Here is a 19,730-nt window from a genome sequence, read left to right as displayed (position 1 = left end):
AAAGCGCTTATGCTCCTCTCCAACAGTTTTTTATTTAATCAGACGTTTGTCATTTTTAGACAAGGTACTAACTTTTTTTATATGGTCAACAGTGATCATCCGGATTTGTTGGCTATCTTCTTGTAAGCGTAACATGATCGAATCACTTATATTCTTGGAGACGATCCATCCAGAAACTGTTTCGAATTTTTGAGAAGTCGGCACTTCTTTTAATTGTAAAACAACTAAACTTTTTTGCGCAGAAGCAACTTGTAATTTCTTAAGAATTTCTTCACGCTCTTTATTTTTACTCTGCTTATCTTTAGAGTCGTCTAAAAATGCCGAAAAGAAACTTTGGGAAGATTGGCTGATCAATTTTGAAATGCTTTTCATTGTTGATTTATGGTTGTTGTCCATTCTTCTACCTCCTTCGCGAATTTACTGCTACTATCAGACTCTGAATAATCAGGTACTACTATTCTACCTAATAAAGAGAAATAATTCAAGAAAATATGTTCGCAATAACTTTATAAATGATTATTCTTACTTGCTTTTTTCAGCAGATTCAGTAATATTAGAAGTACTGATTACGTTTAAGTAATTTGTTTGAAAGTGAGAGAAATAGCTGGAACTTTCAACTTAAAAGAGGGAGATATCAATGAAGCAAAAAATAGAAAAAAAATCAACATTACCTATTATTGCATTACTAGTAGTAGCAGCATTTGCAGGGGCTATTTTAGCCAAAGTAGCACCGATGGAAGAAGGGCATGGTTTTTCAGCATTATTTGCTGATGGAAAAGCAGATGAACCAAAAGTAACGGAGACAAGTGAGAGTTCAAAAGAACCAGAGAAGGTCAAAAAACTCACCTATACAGAACAAGTCAATGAAGATTTAAGACAAGGAAAATTTGTCAATCGAATGCCGATCGAGTTATTGTTACAAACTGATGATAAATGGAAGGCCACACCTTATGGTATGGGGAATCCTGATGGAAATACTCTAGAAATCAATGGCTGTGCGATTCTTTCATTAGCGATGGTCTCTTCTTTTTTAGATAACAAACAATATACACCACAAGATATTCTAAATTGGTCCAAAAATGATTACTATTTAGAAGGGGAAGGAACAGCGTGGTCAGCTTTCTCTGATTTTGCAATGGCTAAGGGCTATCAATTTGAAGATCTTGAAACAGATATTACTGCTGTTGAAGAACAGCTAAAACAAAATCATCCAGTCATTATTTCCGTGAAACCAGGTTTATTTACAGAAACTGGCCATATCATGGTACTTACTGGGACAAATAATGGGAAATTCTGGCTGAATGACCCAAATGATTCTGAAATTAAAGGACATTCGAAAAAGGAATTTACAGCAGATGAATTAATGAATGAAGCTTTGAATTTTTGGGCGATCTATAAATAAAAAAAAGGTGAACCAGACCAACCTTTGTGTGAGGAGGGCGGGTTCACCTTCAATCAAAAAAGAAAACGTTCTATTTATTTTGATTAAGCCATTGACATGGGATGGTTCCCACATTATACAATTGGAGTATAAGAAGGAAATGGAGTGAACGGAATGAAAATTATTATCGAAAAAGATTTTGAAGCGATGAGTGAAACAACTAAAAATATTTTATTAGGTCATATGAGTCAAGATAAACGCGTTAATTTATCTATAACAGCTGGCAATACACCTGTTGGAGTCTATAAAAGAATGGTAGACATTGTCAAAGACTCCCCAGATTATGCGAATGTTCATTATTATAATTTCGATGAAATTCCTGTAGCAGATCAAGCAGAAGGCATCACGATTACTGATTTACGTAAATTATATTTAACACCTGCAAATATCAATGAAGCAAACATCCATCCTCTAACAGTAGAAAACTATGCAGAACAAGATAAACGATTAGCGATGGCTGGCGGTTTGGATGCAATGCTGATTGGATTAGGCGGAGATGGCCATTTCTGCGGGAATATGCCGACAACGACAAGTTTTGAAAATTTGACTTATAAAATCAAAGTCACTGGAGAGGAGCCGTGGTTTGTACCAGATATGATGGAAGCAGGACTAGAATTCGTGACGATGGGTCCTGTCAGTGTGATGCGTGTGAAGCATTTGATTTTGATCGTAAATGGTGAGAAAAAAGCTGAGATGGTCAAAAAGGTACTGCGAGGTCCAGTAACAGAAGAGCTTCCAGCATCCGTCTTACAGTTACATCCAAATCTTACAGTTATTTTAGACGAAGCTGCAGCCAGTGAGCTTGACAAATAAAAGAATGAAAAAAATTAAGGCGATAAAATGTCTTAATTTTTTTACACATTTTACAAACGTATGTTCTCGTGTTATGCTTAGTAAAAAAGAATGGAGTAGGATATGGAAAAAATTCGGTGTGATTGGGCAAATGGCAATGAACTAGAAGAGAAGTATCATGATGAAGAGTGGGGCACTGCGCAACACGATGATCAAAAACTCTTTGAAATGTTGATTTTAGAAAGTATGCAAGCTGGTTTGAGCTGGTCAACGATTCTGAAAAAAAGAGCGACCTTGACTAGTGCCTATGATCAGTTTGATTATTTAAAAATTGCAAAGTATGACCAAGAGAAAGTCGATTTGTTATTAGAAGATCCAGGCATTATTAGAAATAAACTAAAAATCAAGGCCACGATCAATAATGCACAGGCCTTTATGGCAATTCGAGAGGAATATGGTCGCTTTGATCGATTTATCTGGGCTTACGTAGATGGAAAGCCTATCAAAAATCGATGGCAAGATATCAAAGAAGTCCCAGCTTCTACAGAATTGTCTGATAGAATCAGTAAAGATCTGAAGAAAAAGGGCTTTAAATTCTTGGGGACAACGACCGTTTATGCGTTTATGCAAGCAACAGGCATGGTAGATGATCATTTACTTCATTGTTTTAAATGCCAGTAATGATAAAAAATAGAGTCTGGGACGTAACTCTACGAGTTATGATGTGCACCCTAAAAGTTGTACGTGAAAAATACAATTTTTTGGGGTCACATCATTATATCTCAGACTCAAGGAATCCGTATAAACGGTGGGAGCAGAAGCAATCACTACGCTTCGATCACATCAAATTCTAAGTGCTAAAGCACTAAGATTTGAAGGCTTCGGAAATAAGCTGAAATTCACAAAAATTTGAAGAGCAATTTTCGTGAATTCCTTCTTATTTCTCGGGATTAAACACTCCTGTCCCAACCTCCATTTTCTTTTAACTGGTAGAAATATGAAGTATCTCATATAGAGCTACGGTACTGTGCAGAGGTTTTTCAGCGTAAAATTCAAAAACGGCTGCTAGCCATTTATCAGGATTATAGATGGCTAGATAACCTAGACTATTTTTCGAGAGTGTTTGATTGTGTACGATTTTTTTGCCTATATCAATCAAAGATAATTGTTCATTGATTGGAATCATTTGTTCCGTTAAATAAATAGCATCCGTAAAATTTTCTGGTAAAACTAAGGTTAAAGGTATACCGATTTGGACCGACTGCCAGCCAAAGTCACGAATGATATGGTCGTAAAATCCTCCAAAAATAAATTGATTCATCCCTTCAGACTCGCGCCATACATATAAAGGCGCATATGAATTAGAAATTGCTCCTTGAACTTTTTCTGAAATAAGATAAGCTTTAAAAAGTAATCCCTCAAAATGATCTGTTTTTGTTCCATTGGTCGTTACTCGATTTCTAATCACTGACATGTCATAATCGTCTGGTAAAGTTATTTTGTATTGCATCGCATTCATTTCTGTTGCCTCCTATTCTTGATAAATTCATTATATTCTTTTCAAAAAGTGTTGCATAATATGCAAAAATGATATAAGGTATCAGTAATTGTGATAGCAAGAAATGGGTGGTAAGATGGAATTGAACGATTTAACGATCTTTCAATGCGTAGCAACCGCTGGTTCGATGTCAGAAGCCGCCAGAATAATGGGGTATGCACAATCCAATATAACTGAACGCATTCGACTATTAGAAGAAGAACTGACAGTGAGGCTTTTTGAGCGGACAAATCGAGGGGTTATACTACTTCCAGAAGGAGAAAAGTTATTGGAGTACGCAACAATAATTTTGATCCAAATCGATGAAATTCAACGTCATTACAAAAAAATCCCGCTAAAGATCGGTTGTACACAAACGATTGCACTTAATTACTTTGAATTAACCAAGGTCATCCCTTATCAGCCTGCGATAGAGCTAATCATTGAGGGGACAGATCGCTTAGAAAAAATGTATGCAAGCAAAGAAATTGATGTATTGATCACAAATAAAAGGACTTCTCTTGATAGCAATGTTTTATTTTATGAAGAGGTTGGCCGGCTGTCTGCCTCAGATATACAAGATGTGTGTCTGATCAGTCGGGACAAGGAATGTCCATATAGAAAGATGATGCTATCTTTAATCAATCCGCAGACATGTAAAATTGTCGAAGTGGACTCTATTTACTTGATGATCGACCTAATAAAAAAAGGAGTAGGTTGGTCGATATTACCCAAGCGTTTCTTTCTGGAGAAGCAAAATCAATCGTTGCTTTTTGCTCCAATTGAGCAGCAAGTTCCTATATATATCGTTGGAAATCAAAAGGACAGGCAACATGTTCGTTTATTTTTGGAGCAGAGCAACGATCTGATATAGAGAGGATTTGATTTATGTGAGCGATATTTATAAAGATATCAATTCAAACTATGAGCGATTGTCAGAAGCTGAGCGGGGAGTCATCGATTTTATTTTAAAATTCGAAAAAATTGAAGAACTAAAATTAAAAAATATTAAAGAAGTGCTATATGTATCAAATGCTACAATCATCAGAGCATGTAAAAAGTTGAATTATGCGACATTCAGTGAATTGAAAGCTGCATTTGTTCAATCAAGGGAAGAAAGACAACGTAGTTACCCAGTGGCTTCTAACTTTGTCCGTGTCTTAGAGGATATAAAAAAAGACACCTTGACAACTTTAGAATTGATCGATGAAAATAATGTCGATCAAATTTGTAATTGCTTGATTAATGCAAGAAGGATCTTTTGTGTAGGGACGGGTTCAAGTTCTCAAGTAGCCACTGAATTTAATCGTAAACTAAAATTGAGTGGACTGTGGACAAATGACTATTCTGATAAATTTTTAATCGAATGTATTCCTCAAATGAGTACAGATCAGGATGTAGTCATTGTTTTTTCTTTAAGTGGCCAAGTGGATGAGATCAATGAAACCATGATCAAAGCAAAATGTAATAGAACAAAAATTATTTCAATCACGAATGTAGCTGCGAATAAACTAAGAGCGATCAGTACGTATTCTTTATTGACTAGCAGTTCTGGAGATCAGAAAAAAATTCGTTCAAGATTGATGTTACATGTAATGAGTACACTGATTTTTGAAAAGTTAATAACAAAAGTACCTAGTTTTGAGTAAAAACTGTACATAAATAGGTATTTTTTATAAAAACTATGAATGGTTATCATCAAGAAGGAGCGTGGACAAAACTAAACTTTAGTTTTGTCCACGCTCCTTTTATTGTATACAAGTACCAGTTAATTTTGATCAAAATAATCTTCATAAACCAACATTAATTTATCAAAACTCTTCGCATCTGGAATCAAAGGAATAACGATAGTTGGAATCGTATTGATATAGATTTCTGGGATATTGGTGATAATACAATCATATTCTACTGCTTGTTTTTCTAATTCTTCTAGAGATGTAATATGTAAAGGTGTGCAAGAAAAACGGCCACGCAAATAATAAGTGATCCGCTCAGAAAGCATATCCATATACTCTATACTAGAGTTAAATAAAAGGCAGGCTTTCATAGTAGGTGTTGAATACTCTAAACGATCAAGCAAGTCAGGCCAATTTGTGAATAGAATAGAAATGGATTCGTTGATCATGTACTCTTTATGTGGGCTAGAGTAAAAAATTGCTTGTAAAGACTGAATCAATTCCATCGGAAAATGGCCATACAGATTCTTAATGCTTAAAAGAAACTCTTTATTTTTATCATGTAAAATATAAGTCCGTCCGTGAATCTGATAGTCTAAATTATACAGACGTATAAAAATATTTTCGAAATTGTGGCATTTACTGTCCATCTTTTTTTCTATTTCCAATAGAAGAGTTTCAATTTTTTGATATTTTAAATAGGCGTTTCGATCATTTTTAATCATTTTTTGTGCTTGTGCTAGAGAGTCGATGTATTCATCGCTGAAAAACAAGTAAAAAAAAGTATTTAAGTTTGCTTGGGATAAAGGCAATTGGAATTGACTATAAAACTCATCGCAAGCATATGTATCATTGAGAATCGCAAATTGTTTTTCTGCGATATCAGACAGTTGATTTTCACTATTATGTTTTAAGAGATTAATAACGGTGTACGTATAAAAACGTAGGCGATTCAATAAAGAAAAATCTAAATCATGTGAGGATTTATTTGGAAGCGCCTGTTTCACGATCTGAAGGCCAACTTGGTCTAAAATAATCAGTTGAGGCGGAGTCAGAAGACTTTCTGCGACGCCATACTTCTCATAAAAATAGTGCTGCATAAAATTGCAAATACTGTGTGGGTCACCAACGAGCTGCATTTTCTTCAAGTTAATGGTGAAGCCTTCTAATTGAAGCAGTTGATTCACTCGTAGGACGATTCGTTTGATTGTGGAGACGCTGGTGTACAGATTGTCAGCTAAGTCGATGATTGTAGAAAAACTATGTAAAAAAATATTTTCGATAAGTTGGAACTCAACGCTATTTTTTATGAATTTTTGATAGATACTCGTTTTGCAGAAGTCATAATTTGCTGCGAGACGAATCCCATACTTTTTGGAAGCTTCGATCGTAGTAGGTGCTAGCAATGCTTCTAGTTCAATAATATCTGATTTTAACGTTTTTACTGGGGCATTTAAAGTCTCTGATGCGGTGGCTAAAGTAACCCAATCATTGTCGGCTAATAATTCTACTAGCTCCAATTGCCTTTTGGAGCGTGAGGAAAGAATGTCTTTCATGGTATCAACACTTTCTTTTTTTGTTTTTTTATTTATCTTTAACTTCTAATGAAATAAATCTCAAGGTGTTTCTTATTTTAACGTGAAACAATCCGCTTTGTCTATATAGCAATCACTATTACTTTATACTTTTTAAAATGATTTGAAATATATCATTCAATTTTTTCTTTTAAATAGAAAAATATGACCTTTTAAGGGGGGGTTTTTAGATAACATTTGTGATATTCACCTTGTATTGTTTGGAATTTGTTTTTGTTTTCTTATAATAGAAAAAAAGATCAACTATTACTTTTTTTTGACCATAAATGACCCTTTTTTTTCTTACATAACGTTTAAACTATTGTTAAGCCAGTTAAAGGCAAAATAGTAAACGGAGGAGAATTATAAAGAAAAAATTAGTAGGGTTTGTATTGGTCTCATCAATTATTTTAGGTGGAGTAGGTTTGATGAACGCAGAGGAAGCCAATGCTCATGGCTATGTAGAAAAACCAGCAGCTCGAGGTTATCAAGGTTCATTAGATAAAAATACAATGGGGTGGAGCGCGGCGATGGAGAAATACGGAATGGTAATTACCAATCCGCAATCGTTAGAGTTTGACAAAGGATTCCCGCAAGCAGGACCCGCTGATGGCAAAATTGCTTCAGCAGAAGGTGGCAAAGGACAAATTACTGACTCAGTAATGGATAGTACTGGTATGAATCGTTGGACAAAATCAGACATCAATACTGGTTTAAATATATTTACGTGGCATTATACAGCACCTCATAGTACGACTAAATGGCATTATTATATGACTAAAGTTGGTTGGAACCCAGAAAAACCATTAGCAAGAGCTGATTTTGATTTTCTTGGCGAAGTCAAACACGATGGCTCAGCAGCTTCAAACAATAAGTCGCATCAAATTGTTGTCCCAGAAAACCGTTCAGGATATCATGTGATTTTAGCAGTCTGGGATGTCGCAGATACAACAAATGCGTTTTATAATGTCATTGATGTGAATGTAAAAGGCAATGGTGAGGTCACACCTCCAACTGAGGTAGTGCCAGAAACGCCAACAAATGTAAAAGCAACTGAGGTAACGACGTCTTCACTTAAATTAACGTGGAGCCCTGTTACAAATACAAAAGAATACAATGTCTACCGTGATGGTAAAAAAGTAGGAACAGTTGGTGGTGCCCAATTTAATGATGCAAATTTATCAGAAAATACAACATATACTTATCAAGTAGAAGCAGTTGGAACATCCGGGGAAGTTTCTGAAAAAAGTACAGCAGTGAAAGTGACGACCCAATCATCTGCTGTAGAAGATGATCAAAAACCAACAGCGCCAACAAATGTACACTCGATGGGTACGACTGAAAATACCGTCGATTTAATGTGGACCAAAGCAACTCACTTCTTAGGTGTTAAACACTACGAAATCTATCGTGATGGTAAAAAAGTAGGAACAACTGAAAAAACAAGCTTTAAAGACACTGGTTTAAAGGCAAACACAACGTACAACTATACAGTAAAAGCAATTAGTGTTGGTGGAAATGTATCAGAAACGAGTGCAGTATTTTCTGTGAAAACAAAAGAAGCACCAAGTGGTCAGACAACGTGGGATGCTGACAAAGTGTATAATGGTGGGGATAAAGTAATCTTTGGTGATTTAGAATATGAAGCAAAATGGTGGACGAAAGGTGATCGTCCAGATAAATCCGATGCGTGGAAACTTCTTTCAGATAAAGTACTGAATTGGGAAACGAGTAAAGCCTATAGTGGCGGAGACAAAGTGATCTTCCAAGGAAAAATTTACAAAGCAAAATGGTGGACACAAGGCAACGAACCAGCAACTTCAAATGTTTGGGTACTAAATTAATCAATACAACTTGTAGACACAGTAATAAACAAATAATCATTACGACATAGTATGAGCAATAAAGAGATTGAGACAGGAGTGTTTAATCCCGAGAAATAAGAAGGGATTGCTTCTGCTCCCACCGTTTATAAGGATTCCTTGAGTCTAAGATATCACTCGTAGAGTGATATCTTAGACTCTTTATTTATCATAAATTTTGAATATGTGTATGTTTAAATTCATCTGGATATTTCAGACCATAACCTAAGGTTCGATCCATAAAAATATGAGCGCTCCAAATGATCGCAATCGGCAATAAGAGGATGATAGGTATGACAAGATAAAGTAAAAGTAGTAATACAGGGAAAACTAAAGTGTGGCCTAAATTGTAAATTTTAGCGCCGAGTGAGGAACCACCTAAATAACCGATCATGGTGATATCAGGTAGTAAAAGAAAAAGGAAGAAATAAAAGATTGGGAACCCTAGATAGATAAATAATGAGAGAGCTAAAAGAAAGAGTGTTCCATTTTCTAAACGTAAAATGGTTTTATTGGTCATGTTTAATGCACCTCCAATCCATAGCTAGCCAATTGATCGATCAAACTGAATAATTCGGCGTGCTGTTCTACATAGCTATTATTTTCAATCGTAGTATTTATTTTTAGTAGCAGTTGATAGGCCATTTCGTAAAAATCAATTTTTTTCTTAATAAAGTCGATTTTGTTGATTAGAAATTTAGTTGAGTCGTCGTTGCATTGAATGGAAATCGGGCGTCTTTTTAATTCAAGTACATAGCTGATTTCCTTTATCGAAAAATCCAATGCTTTTAAAGCTAAGATGATTTTAAGGTCTTGCTGATCCGCTTCTGTAAATTCACGATAGCCGTTTGGCTGACGTTCAGGCTTTAGCAGACCAGAGCGTTCATAAAAGCGAATAGCATCAGTTGATAAGTTGAAGCACTGGGCAAATGCGGTTATTTTCATGGATATCCCTCCTATACAATTAGTGTAACATTGGATATAAGTCAAAGGTCAAGAGTGGATTCAGAAAATCTGCAGTTACGACTAACAAACCAAAGCCGCTGACATCATACTCAACAGCTCAGGTTTGAGAGTAACTCGGGATCATTGTGATTTTATAACAGGCAGCCAAACTTCAAAGCTGGCATTGCTTGGATTAGCATCAAGGTAAAGTTCGATATCAGGGCCATTCGCGTATTCGTATCCAGAACTTGGCAGCCAATCTGTGACGATTTATTTTTCTAACTCTTGGATAGCGTGAGGCATTGCACCATGTCCAGAAAAAACAGCCCATGTGAATGCTGGTATAGTGTATTCTTCTAATGTATCCGGAGCTGGTTGATCACTTGCAACGGCGATATAATATGATGTTCCTTCACTGCTTGAAAAATCATTTTTGTCTGTAGGGGCAGCTTCAAAACCGACACTAATCCCCATTACGCCTCTTGGTTCCTGAGTCATTAGCGGAATCAAATTGTTCAATGTGCCGTCCATTCCGACTTGCTGCCAAAATAATGGGGTTTCCTTAAAGTTTTCCTCAATGTCTGCAGATAATGCTTTTTTTGCGCCGATAATCCGAAACGCTTCTTTTGTTTCAATGCGATATTCCATTTCTACATCTCCTTTGATTGTGATATGGAACTTGATTCTAGGATATGAGGTTAGTAGACTCCCTTCTTCTTGTGCTTGAGAAGGCGTGATTCCGTGCTGGTTTTTAAAAGCGCGGGCAAATGAATTCGGTGATTCATAGCCGTATTTAATGGCGACATCAATTACTTCAACACCTGCTAAAGACAATTTTCTACGTCGAATGTAAACGGCTAAGGGGACGCCAACCATGTAAGAGAAAATACGTTGGTAATGATAAGTAGAGCAGCAGGCGAGGGTAGCTAAATGCGCAAAATCGATTTCTTCTGTTAAGTGTTTTTCGATATAGTCTAATGAATTTTCCAGTCTAGTAACCCATTCCATGATATGATCAACTCCTGATTTCATTGTATAATAGTTAAACTAAGTGTGCCTCACTTTCTCTGCCCAAAAAAGAGTGGCAGGGAAAATTTACGGGATACTTGACTTTCAAGTGCAGTGTAAGGTTTATACTATAAAAAAGGTGGTGAGCAGATGAAGTACAAAATCAATGAATTTTCAAAAATGACAGCTATTCCAAAATCAACGTTACGTTATTATGATCGAGAAGGGTTGCTGATTCCTTCTTTAAGAGATCAAGAGAATGGCTATCGCTATTATGACGAAGCAGATTTCACATTAGCGAATCAACTGACGTTATTAAGAAATAGTGATTTTTCGATTTTAGAAATCAAAGAAGTGTTGAATGGTATTGAAGAAGAGGGCGATTTAGCCTATTATTTGCTTGAAAAAAAGGCCTTTATTTTAGAAGAAATACAAGAGAAAGAACGATTGATGAAAAAAATCGATCAAATGATAACGGTAGGTGAAATAGATGCTTGTGAGCAAAAATATAGAATTGAACCACATACCAAATCAGCGCAAAGAGTCATTACTAGGAGATGTACTTGTCCATTTGATGAAATGGGACCGGAAGTGGATCACTTATATCAAGCAGCTAAGGAGGCTGTTGTGGGTGAGCTGTTCACGAGTCAACGTGAGCTGTTAGATGAGAAAATACAATATGAAATAGCTTTGCCTGTTCGGCAGTTTATTGAAAGTAAACAGGTGAAAAATGAGATTTTTCCTGAAATGACAGGGATTCGAACACTTCATTACGGGGATTATCAGGAGATTGGTCAGGCGTATAAAGTATTGATCGATCATGTAGAGCAACATCGATTGGAGACAGATTTTTCGTTTATCAATACATTTATTAAAGGAAGTGGCAAGAAGTTCAAGGGGAACCAAGCGAAATACGTTACGGAAATTTTTTTACCTATCAAATCGTTTATCTAGCTTTGCGGGTCAATAATCCATCCTATCGTAATTGTAAGCACCTGTTTAGCCTTTAAAATAAGGAGGAAATAACAATGAAATTTGAGTGGAGAAAACAAGAGAAGGAACTATATTTACCAAAAGAAAAACCAATCAAGATTAACGTTCCAGAACAAAAATTTTACACACTATCGGGGCAGGGGGATCCTAATGGACAACAATTCTCAGAAGAGGTCAGTGCTTTGTATGCGCTATCCTATGGTATCAGAATGTTGGCTAAAAAGGGGCTGATTGGTAAGGAACCCTTTGAATATAGCGTTTATCCTTTAGAAGGACTTTGGGCGTTATCAGATGAAGCGGTGGCAGAGGGGCGGGCCTTTGATAAGGCAGATTTGGTCTATAAAATTATGATTCGACAACCTGATTTTATTACGGAAGAGATTGCGTTCGCTAATTTAGAGCAGGTAACTAAAAAGAAACCAAATCCGAATAACCAAAAGGTAAAATTTGAAACAATCGAAGAGGGGATATGTGTACAAATGCTGCATGTAGGTCCATATAGTGAGGAAGGCAAAACATTTGAAGTGATGGAGCGTTATTGTAGCGAACATCGATTGAGTAGAAAGACATTTTCCCATAGAGAAATCTACCTTTCTGATGGGAGGAAAGTAGCGCCTGAAAAAATGAAAACAACACTACGCTATCCTGTTAAATAATTCCTATAAGAGAGGCATAAGAGCAGCTTTTTATGCTCAGAATATCGCTAAAAAGGAGTTAGTCGTCATGCTAGCTCCCTTTTAGCTATTATTTGTATTGATTTGAAGTGAAAAAGGCGTTGGCTTTGTATTACTGTATAAGCTAGCGAGCTACTTCTTCTATCAATTGAAAAAAACATGTCCTGTTTTTTTATGTCTGTCGTTGCGTGTAAAGCGACGTTTTCCCCTCCACCACATTCGACAGTTCTACTGCGAGTTTTTCTCTGGAGATCGGAGTATAATTTTGGACAAGCTTTCTAACACCTGGTATTTTTTGCATAAAGGTAATAACTCGTCCTCCGGTGATTGAAAGAAAGCGAGCTTTACCGACAACAAAACTAGGATAGACAATAGTATAGGGCTGACTGCTATCTTTAATCAATTGCTCTGCTTGTAGTTTCGCATCCATATATTTTCTTAAAGGAAGCGGCGCGCTATTAGCTGAGATAAATAAGAATTCAGCAGTTGGATTATGCTTTTGTAGATAATCTAGAATTAGTTGGACAGGTTGTAGAATAAAGCGATCATAAGTGATTTTTTTGTTAGGATGCTCCCAGAGAATACCAATCGTATCGATGACCCAATCGGCGTGTTTGACAGCTGAATGCCAATGCGTATCCTGTAAAATATCGGAGTGAACCCAGGTTGCTTTTTTTGACCATGGAGCGGTTAAGCCTACCGGCCGCCCACTTCTGGAAATGCTCGTCACATTATGTCCGCGGCTCGTTAATTCTTCTGTTAGTTTTTGTCCAACGAATCCGCTACCACCGAAAATCGTGATATTCATCTGAGTCTCCTCCTTTTGTAAAACGGTTATTATCAGTTAGTTTATCATTGATTTTGAAATGAGAAAAAAGAAACAGTCCGTCGAAAATTGAATTCTCCATAAACGTACTGTTTCGTATTTTATTGAATCGTTACTGCTACGCCAAAATGGTCACTGACAATGGGCGTGTATTTTCCGTCAAACACAACCTGATAGCTGGAAATCGCCATTTCTTGTGAAGTGAAGATGAAGTCGATCCTCAATTTCTCTTGATTTTCCCCCCAGCCATCGATTGCTTTTTCCACAGTGTGTTCGCCCCTTTTTTCTTTAGCAGCTAAAAAACTATCTTGCAACAAAAGAGGACTGTTAAGGACAAGCTCGTAGCCAGTATATTTAGCTGAAGCAGGGTTGTTAAAATCTCCCATGATGATTAATGGAGAACTGAGGTTTTGCAATGCGGCTTCAGTTTTTGACCATTCATCAGCGAATCCACCAACTTCTGTCCACCAAGAATAGTGGCAACTTACAGCAGTGATTGATTTTTTACCAACTTTGGTTTGTCCGATTAATGCAACTCTAGTCCGGTAATCATTAGGATCTTTTTCTGCAGACACAACGAGTGCAGTTGGCTGGATTGGTTGTTTTGACAGTAAGGCAACACCTTCGTGGTAAAGGTCATATCCGATATGATTATAGGTCCAGCTCCAATGGTAGTCGTGCCCTTGTTCTTTTAGTCGTTGAACTAAAAGGTGCGCGAAATTATCCTCATGGATTGGTAATTGCTCTTTGGTTGGGTGGAAATTTTGTGGAGAAATTGCTAGTGAGCTGTCGATTCGCTGATTGACTTCCTGTAGGGCGATTATTGCATAGTCTTCTCTAATGATTTGAGCAGCTAATTGTTGTAATTTTTCTAAGGGATGTTTTTCTAACCAACTATGGGTGTTTAATGTCAGTATGTTCATATTTATTTCCTCCATAAAAACAGGCTCAGAATAAAACTCTGTGAGCTTTACGCCGAACCTGTTTAGAAATTTCCGTATATTAAATGTCTAAGCGTCCGATAGCTGTTCCGGGATTTTGTTTACCGACTTTATCCAAATGGAATGTCTTGATCTTTTCACCGTTGGTAAAGACAACGATCATGGTTGTTTGTTTACCGGCTGCTTTGATTTTTTCTAAATCAGCCGTGGCGATTGCTTCACCTGCGGTTACTTCTTGTCCTTCTTTGACTAGGATCGTAAAGGCCGATTCTTTCATTTCAATCGTATCTAGTCCCATGTGGATCAGGACTTCGAGGCCTTCTGCTGTTTGGATGCCTAAAGCGTGTTTAGATGGGAAAATACTGCTGATTACACCATCAATTGGGGCGTAAATCATTGTGTCTTCTGGAATGACAGCAAAACCGTCGCCCATCATTTTTTGTGAGAAGACAGGATCATCTACTTGATCCATAGTGATCACTTCACCATTAGCAACAGGTACGATTGTTTTTGTTAGACCAAGATACGTTGAGTTGTTTTCGGTCGTAGCGTTTGTTTCAGTTTGCTGCGGTGTGGGAATTGCAACGCCTGAATCTAATAGGTCTTGAATATCTGATTTTAACACATCTGCTTTGGGTCCGTAAACAGCTTGGACACCATTATCTTTTACAATCAGTCCCATCGCGCCAGCTCTTTTCCAGGCATCTTCTGCTCCGACTTTACTCTTGTCAGTAACACTGACCCGTAATCGAGTCATACACGCATCAACATCCACGATATTTTCTTTTCCGCCTAGCAGATGAACGATATCGATGATTTGAGGGTCGATTCCAGCTGTACTCTGAGCGCTGTTTGTAGTTGAGTCAGTTTGACTGTCATTATTATCATAGTTGCCATTTCTACCAGGTGTAGCAAAGTTGAATTTTTTGATCATGAAATTGGCGATGAAATAAGTCAAAACGCCAAATGCGATAGTACAAAGAACGAAATTCAGCAAATCGCCACCTAGACCGGCTTTTATGGCTAAGGGTGTTCGGGTCAAAAGTTCAATATTTCCAAATGAATGAACCCGTAATGCAACGATGTCTGCCATCGCGAATGCTGCACCTTGGATGATGGCATAAACAACATATAGCGGCACTGCCGCAAACATAAACATAAATTCTAAAGGCTCTGTGACTCCTGTTAGGAATACGGCTAAAGCAGCTGAAAGGTACATTGATTTATAGTTGGAACGCTTATCAGGGTCGACATTACGATACATAGCTAGCGTCATGCCCATCAAAATACCAGAAGCGCCGATCATTTGTCCTACTTTGAAACGAGCAGGCGTCCAGTTTTCCAAGACGTAGTTGTATTGTGATGTATCACCAGCGCCTTTTAGATTGACCAAATCAGTTGCCCAAGCTAACCATAATGGATCTTGCCCGAATACTTGCGTGCCAGCTTGTGCACCAGATAAGATTTCATAAGTTCCGCCTAATTGGGTATAGTTGATCGGAATCGTCAACATATGATGCAAGCCAAATGGCAATAGCAAGCGCTCTAATGTTCCGTATAAAAATGGTGCGAGAACAGGTGCAGTATCTTGAGATTGAGCGATCCAAAGACCAAAATTGTTGATACCAGCTTGGATGTAAGGCCAAACAATAGCTAAAAGAATCGCAACGATCGTTGACCAAAGAATCACAACGAATGGAACAAAGCGCTTCCCATTGAAAAACGAAAGAGCATCTGGTAGTTTGCGGTAATTGTAGTATTTGTTGAACGCCATCGCGCCGACGAAACCTGCAATGATCCCGACGAAAACTCCCATATTCAAGGCGGGTGCTTCTAAAACGCTAGTAAAGAAGCCTTTGACCATGATTTTTGTGCCAAATAAGGTGTGCGTAAAGGCTTTGTCATCGGCTAACATATCACTAGTGACACCAAAAATCGAACCAGTGATGCGGTTGATCAAAATAAAAGAAAGTCCAGCCGCAAATGCTCCGCCAGCACGTTCTTTTGCCCAGCTGCCGCCGATCGCAAGTGCGAACAGAATATGCAAGTTGCTGATCACAGCCCAGCCAATATTTTCAATAACCCCACCTGTAGTTGCTAGTGCTGCCCAGTCTGGGTTGATTAGAGGAATCGTTTTCCCGATACTGATCATTAACCCTGCGGCGGGCATAACCGCAATTACGACCATTAATGCTTTCCCAAACTTTTGCCAAAACTCAAAACTTAGTAACTTTTTCATCTTTTTCTCTCCTTTGCAATCATAGTGCAACCGATTTCGTTGAATGTAGTATAAATCAGATTCTTATATTTGTAAACCCTTAACCAAAATTCTCTCTTTTGTATTATTGATAAAATGATATTTCTATTATAATAAAAGGATTTCTATCTAATAAGCAGTAGAGCATAAAGAAATGTTTGACAATGCAATCGGTTGCGTTTATTATGATGCTAAGAAGCAACTCATTTACAGGAGGAGAGAAAATGAAGCATTTAGTTGAAATAGACCCATGGAAAATTACTACACATCAATTAGAACGTAATGAACGCCGTCTTCAAGAGTCACTAACGTCAATGGGAAACGGTTATATGGGAATGAGAGGAAATTTTGAAGAACAATATACAGGGGATCATCATCAAGGAACCTATTTAGCTGGTGTTTGGTATCCAGACAAGACGAGAGTCGGTTGGTGGAAAAATGGGTATCCTGAATACTTCGGAAAAGTTATCAATGCAGTCAATTTTATCGCGATGGACATTTTTGTGAATGGAGAAGTGGTAGACTTAGGTGTACAAGAACCAAAAGATTTTTACTTAGAATTAGCTATGCGTAACGGGCTGTTGACACGCACATTCATTCTTGAAAACGGGAATACAAGGGTCAAATTCAGATTTGAGCGTTTTTTGAGTATTGTGCAACAAGAACTGGCTGTGATTCGAGTAACGGCAGAAGTTCTTGAAGGAAGTGCAGAGATTCAAATTATCTCAAAAATCGATGGCGATGTTCGTAATGAAGATAGTAACTATGATGAAATGTTTTGGGAAGCACAACAATCTGGCTTTGAAGAAGCAATCGGCTTTTTAACAACTAAAACAATTCCAAATCCGTTTGGTATTGAACAGTTTAGTGTAACGGCCGCGATGAAACATATAACAGAGGCCAAAGTAGGTGTTGCCGAAACAGAGCCTTTAGTAGTACAACAATCATTTCAAGCGAAGCTACAAACAAACGAAGCGATCACGCTAGAGAAACAAGTCATCGTCTTAACTAGTCGTGATATTCCAGAAGCGCAACAACAAGAAAAGGCCATTCAACTATTGAAACAAACGACGAAAACCTTCGATGAATTATTGAGTGAGCAAAACGAAGCTTGGAAAAAACGTTGGGAATTGGCTGATGTTGTGATCGAAGGAGACGATGCAGCGCAACAAGGGATTCGGTTTAATTTATTTCAATTATTTACGACCTACTATGGAGAAGATGAACGTTTGAACATCGGACCAAAAGGCTTTACAGGTGAAAAATATGGTGGTGCTACTTATTGGGATACAGAAGCTTACGCGGTTCCTTTATATTTAGCTTTAGCAAAACCAGAAGTAACAAAAAATCTATTGAAATACCGCTATAACCAATTAGAACAAGCAAAACATAACGCTCGCCAACAAGGATTAGCAGGTGCTTTGTATCCAATGGTGACCTTCACAGGAATTGAATGCCACAATGAATGGGAAATCACCTTTGAAGAAATCCATCGAAATGGTGCAATTGCCTATGCTATCTACAATTATGTGAATTACACGGGAGATAAGGAATATTTAAAAAATGAAGGCCTGCAAGTTCTAACTGAAATTGCACGTTTCTGGGCAGATCGTGTCCATTTTTCTAAACGCACTGGAAAATACATGATTCATGGTGTGACAGGGCCAAATGAGTATGAAAATAATATCAATAACAACTGGTACACCAATACGCTCGCAACTTGGGTATTACGCTATACATTAGAGAATTACACGAAATATCAAGCAGAAACACCTGTTGATATTTCTGAAGAAGAGCAAGCACATTGGCAGGAAATCATCGAAAATATGTATTATCCATTTGATGAAGAGTTAGGCGTTTTTGTCCAACATGATACATTTTTAGATAAAGATTTACTGCCGAGAACAGCATTATCACCAGAGGACTTACCATTAAACCAACATTGGTCTTGGGATCGTATTCTACGTTCTTGCTTTATCAAGCAAGCAGATGTTTTACAAGGTATTTATTTCTTTGGCGAACGTTTTTCACGAACAGAAAAAGAACGGAACTTCTTGTTTTATGAGCCGATGACGGTGCATGAATCTTCTTTATCGCCAAGTGTTCATGCGATTTTAGCGGCAGAACTCGGGATGGAAGAAAAAGCGGTAGAAATGTACCAACGGACAGCTCGTTTAGATTTAGATAATTACAACAACGATACAGAAGATGGCCTGCATATCACCTCAATGACAGGGAGCTGGCTTGCAATCGTGCAAGGCTTTGCGCAAATGAAGACGGCTGATGAAAAATTAAGCTTTGCACCGTTTTTACCAAGTACTTGGACAAGCTATGCCTTCCATGTGAATTATCGTGGGCGATTGTTATATGTAACGGTTGATAAAGATCACGTTCGTTTACAACTTGTTTCAGGCTCAGAATTGCCATTAACACTATACGGACACAATGTCGTTTTGGCTGATGAATTAGTGCGTGAGATGGAAAAGGTGAATGAGGATGTTTAAAGGTGTTTTATTTGATTTAGACGGTGTGCTAACGGATACAGCGGAGTATCATTATCAAGCATGGCAACGGTTAGGAAAAGAGATTGGGATTACGATTGATCGTGCCTTTAATGAAGAACTGAAAGGGGTTAGTCGTGAAGATTCATTAACGTTACTACTAGCTCATGGTGGAAAAACAAATGCCTTCACTTCAGAACAATTTACTGAGTTAGCAGCGCGAAAAAATGAGTATTACGTGGAAATGATCCAACAAGTCAGTCCAAAGGATGTTTATCCAGGGATTTTAGAGTTGTTAAAAAGCTTAAAAAGACAAGGAATCAAACTCTCTTTGGCTTCTGCTAGTAAAAATGGTCCTTTTCTATTAAAAAAAATGGCGTTGAAGTCCTATTTTGATGGTATTGCTGATCCGGCCGAAGTTGCAAAGGGAAAACCTGATCCAGAAATTTTTCAATTAGCAGCCAAAAACGTTGGGTTGACAGCAGCAGAATGCATCGGAATCGAAGACGCTAAAGCGGGTATCCAAGCCATTATTGCAAGCCAGGCGTTACCGATCGGTGTGGGGCGTTCAGAAGATCTTGGGACGGATATCGCACTTGTTTCGTCCACGAAAGAATTAACGTTCGAGTTCTTACTATCTATCTGGAACACAGCGAAAGCAGAGGATTGATGCCAAGGAATCATTCCTGAATGAAAAGACGAT

At 37.7% G+C, this 19,730-nt stretch carries 17 protein-coding genes and 2 pseudogenes; 10 read left to right on the top strand and 9 right to left on the bottom strand.

From position 1 onward, the window contains the following. Nucleotides 1–30: 30 nt before the first annotated feature. Entirely contained in the window at nucleotides 31–396 is a 366-nt protein-coding gene (locus tag BCR24_RS09545; protein ID WP_069640321.1) for a hypothetical protein, read from the bottom strand. A gap of 241 nt (nucleotides 397–637) precedes the next feature. Here BCR24_RS09545 and BCR24_RS09540 point away from each other — a divergent pair, with 241 nt between their 5' ends. The 3 genes from BCR24_RS09540 to BCR24_RS09530 all read left to right on the top strand — a co-directional run bounded on the left by BCR24_RS09540 (nucleotide 638) and on the right by BCR24_RS09530 (nucleotide 2,914). Then, nucleotides 638–1,402 (top strand): C39 family peptidase, encoded by a 765-nt coding sequence (locus BCR24_RS09540; RefSeq protein ID WP_069640320.1) that lies wholly within the window; start codon nucleotides 638–640, stop codon nucleotides 1,400–1,402. A 153-nt stretch (nucleotides 1,403–1,555) separates the two neighbouring features. Next, the gene (locus BCR24_RS09535; RefSeq protein ID WP_069640319.1) at nucleotides 1,556–2,254 is read left to right on the top strand and encodes a glucosamine-6-phosphate deaminase; all 699 of its coding nucleotides are present in this window, start codon (nucleotides 1,556–1,558) and stop codon (nucleotides 2,252–2,254) included. Nucleotides 2,255–2,356: 102 nt separating this feature from the next. After that, nucleotides 2,357–2,914, top strand: coding sequence for a DNA-3-methyladenine glycosylase I (locus BCR24_RS09530; protein WP_069640318.1), 558 nt, complete (start codon nucleotides 2,357–2,359; stop codon nucleotides 2,912–2,914). Nucleotides 2,915–3,215: 301 nt separating this feature from the next. On the opposite strand, the gene BCR24_RS09525 is transcribed toward BCR24_RS09530, so the two are convergent. Then, nucleotides 3,216–3,752 (bottom strand): DUF4865 family protein, encoded by a 537-nt coding sequence (locus BCR24_RS09525; protein WP_069640317.1) that lies wholly within the window; start codon nucleotides 3,750–3,752, stop codon nucleotides 3,216–3,218. Nucleotides 3,753–3,855: 103 nt separating this feature from the next. Here BCR24_RS09525 and BCR24_RS09520 point away from each other — a divergent pair, with 103 nt between their 5' ends. Both BCR24_RS09520 and BCR24_RS09515 read left to right on the top strand, forming a co-directional pair. Then, entirely contained in the window at nucleotides 3,856–4,644 is a 789-nt protein-coding gene (locus tag BCR24_RS09520) for a LysR family transcriptional regulator (RefSeq protein WP_244884611.1), read from the top strand. A gap of 16 nt (nucleotides 4,645–4,660) precedes the next feature. Further along, nucleotides 4,661–5,419, top strand: coding sequence for a MurR/RpiR family transcriptional regulator (locus BCR24_RS09515; RefSeq protein ID WP_069640315.1), 759 nt, complete (start codon nucleotides 4,661–4,663; stop codon nucleotides 5,417–5,419). A 119-nt stretch (nucleotides 5,420–5,538) separates the two neighbouring features. Here the strand turns inward: BCR24_RS09515 and BCR24_RS09510 are convergent, their stop codons facing one another. Then, complete coding sequence (locus BCR24_RS09510; RefSeq protein WP_069640314.1) at nucleotides 5,539–7,002, bottom strand: AcpB/EbpR/MafR family transcriptional regulator; 1,464 nt, start codon at nucleotides 7,000–7,002, stop codon at nucleotides 5,539–5,541. A gap of 446 nt (nucleotides 7,003–7,448) precedes the next feature. Between BCR24_RS09510 and BCR24_RS09505 the strand changes: the two genes are divergently transcribed. After that, nucleotides 7,449–8,864, top strand: a complete 1,416-nt coding sequence (locus tag BCR24_RS09505; protein WP_239574244.1) for a lytic polysaccharide monooxygenase — start codon at nucleotides 7,449–7,451, stop codon at nucleotides 8,862–8,864. 187 nt (nucleotides 8,865–9,051) lie between these two features. Here BCR24_RS09505 and BCR24_RS09500 read toward each other — a convergent pair whose 3' ends face one another. From BCR24_RS09500 to BCR24_RS09490, 3 genes and pseudogenes are all read right to left on the bottom strand, one after another. Further along, entirely contained in the window at nucleotides 9,052–9,402 is a 351-nt protein-coding gene (locus BCR24_RS09500) for a DUF4260 family protein (protein WP_069640312.1), read from the bottom strand. A 2-nt stretch (nucleotides 9,403–9,404) separates the two neighbouring features. Further along, the gene (locus BCR24_RS09495; RefSeq protein ID WP_069640311.1) at nucleotides 9,405–9,827 is read right to left on the bottom strand and encodes a MerR family transcriptional regulator; all 423 of its coding nucleotides are present in this window, start codon (nucleotides 9,825–9,827) and stop codon (nucleotides 9,405–9,407) included. A 141-nt stretch (nucleotides 9,828–9,968) separates the two neighbouring features. Beyond that, nucleotides 9,969–10,835: pseudogene (locus tag BCR24_RS09490) on the bottom strand (AraC family transcriptional regulator). Nucleotides 10,836–10,985: 150 nt separating this feature from the next. Between BCR24_RS09490 and BCR24_RS09485 the strand changes: the two are divergent. Together BCR24_RS09485 and BCR24_RS09480 are read left to right on the top strand one after the other, a co-directional pair. Further along, a complete protein-coding gene (locus tag BCR24_RS09485; protein ID WP_069640310.1) occupies nucleotides 10,986–11,789 on the top strand; it encodes a MerR family transcriptional regulator in 804 nt (267 codons plus the stop codon). A gap of 74 nt (nucleotides 11,790–11,863) precedes the next feature. Beyond that, nucleotides 11,864–12,484 carry a GyrI-like domain-containing protein gene (locus tag BCR24_RS09480; protein ID WP_069640309.1) on the top strand — a complete coding sequence of 207 codons (621 nt, stop codon included), beginning with the start codon at nucleotides 11,864–11,866 and terminating at the stop codon, nucleotides 12,482–12,484. Between the two features lie 190 nt (nucleotides 12,485–12,674). Here BCR24_RS09480 and BCR24_RS09475 read toward each other — a convergent pair whose 3' ends face one another. The 3 genes and pseudogenes from BCR24_RS09475 to BCR24_RS09465 all read right to left on the bottom strand — a co-directional run. Continuing rightward, nucleotides 12,675–13,310 carry an NAD(P)-dependent oxidoreductase gene (locus BCR24_RS09475; protein WP_069640308.1) on the bottom strand — a complete coding sequence of 212 codons (636 nt, stop codon included), beginning with the start codon at nucleotides 13,308–13,310 and terminating at the stop codon, nucleotides 12,675–12,677. 119 nt (nucleotides 13,311–13,429) lie between these two features. Then, a complete protein-coding gene (locus BCR24_RS09470) occupies nucleotides 13,430–14,251 on the bottom strand; it encodes an endonuclease/exonuclease/phosphatase family protein (protein ID WP_069640307.1) in 822 nt (273 codons plus the stop codon). 156 nt (nucleotides 14,252–14,407) lie between these two features. Further along, a pseudogene (locus BCR24_RS09465) lies at nucleotides 14,408–16,508 on the bottom strand (PTS transporter subunit IIBC); the annotation flags it as partial. A gap of 182 nt (nucleotides 16,509–16,690) precedes the next feature. On the opposite strand from BCR24_RS09465, the gene BCR24_RS09460 reads away from it, so the two are divergent. Both BCR24_RS09460 and pgmB read left to right on the top strand, forming a co-directional pair. Further along, nucleotides 16,691–19,030: a glycoside hydrolase family 65 protein gene (locus BCR24_RS09460; protein ID WP_275579448.1), complete on the top strand. Its 2,340-nt coding sequence runs from the start codon at nucleotides 16,691–16,693 to the stop codon at nucleotides 19,028–19,030. Further along, nucleotides 19,023–19,697, top strand: a complete 675-nt coding sequence (gene pgmB / locus BCR24_RS09455) for a beta-phosphoglucomutase (RefSeq protein WP_069640304.1) — start codon at nucleotides 19,023–19,025, stop codon at nucleotides 19,695–19,697. Before BCR24_RS09460 ends, pgmB begins: the two co-directional genes overlap by 8 nt. Nucleotides 19,698–19,730: the final 33 nt, after the last annotated feature.

The organism is Enterococcus ureilyticus (assembly GCF_001730315.1).
Classification (GTDB): domain Bacteria; phylum Bacillota; class Bacilli; order Lactobacillales; family Enterococcaceae; genus Enterococcus_L; species Enterococcus_L ureilyticus.
This window is presented reverse-complemented; position numbering and strand designations above follow the sequence as displayed.

Bases quoted from the DNA above. Each gene is read 5' to 3' on its own strand.
- BCR24_RS09545 (WP_069640321.1), bottom strand. From the start codon at position 396: ATGGACAACAACCATAAATCAACAATGAAAAGCATTTCAAAATTGATC.
- BCR24_RS09540 (WP_069640320.1), top strand. From the start codon at position 638: ATGAAGCAAAAAATAGAAAAAAAATCAACATTACCTATTATTGCATTA.
- BCR24_RS09535 (WP_069640319.1), top strand. From the start codon at position 1,556: ATGAAAATTATTATCGAAAAAGATTTTGAAGCGATGAGTGAAACAACT.
- BCR24_RS09530 (WP_069640318.1), top strand. From the start codon at position 2,357: ATGGAAAAAATTCGGTGTGATTGGGCAAATGGCAATGAACTAGAAGAG.
- BCR24_RS09525 (WP_069640317.1), bottom strand. From the start codon at position 3,752: ATGAATGCGATGCAATACAAAATAACTTTACCAGACGATTATGACATG.
- BCR24_RS09520 (WP_244884611.1), top strand. From the start codon at position 3,856: ATGGGTGGTAAGATGGAATTGAACGATTTAACGATCTTTCAATGCGTA.
- BCR24_RS09510 (WP_069640314.1), bottom strand. From the start codon at position 7,002: ATGAAAGACATTCTTTCCTCACGCTCCAAAAGGCAATTGGAGCTAGTA.
- BCR24_RS09505 (WP_239574244.1), top strand. From the start codon at position 7,449: ATGAACGCAGAGGAAGCCAATGCTCATGGCTATGTAGAAAAACCAGCA.
- BCR24_RS09500 (WP_069640312.1), bottom strand. From the start codon at position 9,402: ATGACCAATAAAACCATTTTACGTTTAGAAAATGGAACACTCTTTCTT.
- BCR24_RS09495 (WP_069640311.1), bottom strand. From the start codon at position 9,827: ATGAAAATAACCGCATTTGCCCAGTGCTTCAACTTATCAACTGATGCT.
- BCR24_RS09485 (WP_069640310.1), top strand. From the start codon at position 10,986: ATGAAGTACAAAATCAATGAATTTTCAAAAATGACAGCTATTCCAAAA.
- BCR24_RS09480 (WP_069640309.1), top strand. From the start codon at position 11,864: ATGAAATTTGAGTGGAGAAAACAAGAGAAGGAACTATATTTACCAAAA.
- BCR24_RS09475 (WP_069640308.1), bottom strand. From the start codon at position 13,310: ATGAATATCACGATTTTCGGTGGTAGCGGATTCGTTGGACAAAAACTA.
- BCR24_RS09470 (WP_069640307.1), bottom strand. From the start codon at position 14,251: ATGAACATACTGACATTAAACACCCATAGTTGGTTAGAAAAACATCCC.
- BCR24_RS09460 (WP_275579448.1), top strand. From the start codon at position 16,691: ATGCAATCGGTTGCGTTTATTATGATGCTAAGAAGCAACTCATTTACA.
- pgmB (WP_069640304.1), top strand. From the start codon at position 19,023: ATGTTTAAAGGTGTTTTATTTGATTTAGACGGTGTGCTAACGGATACA.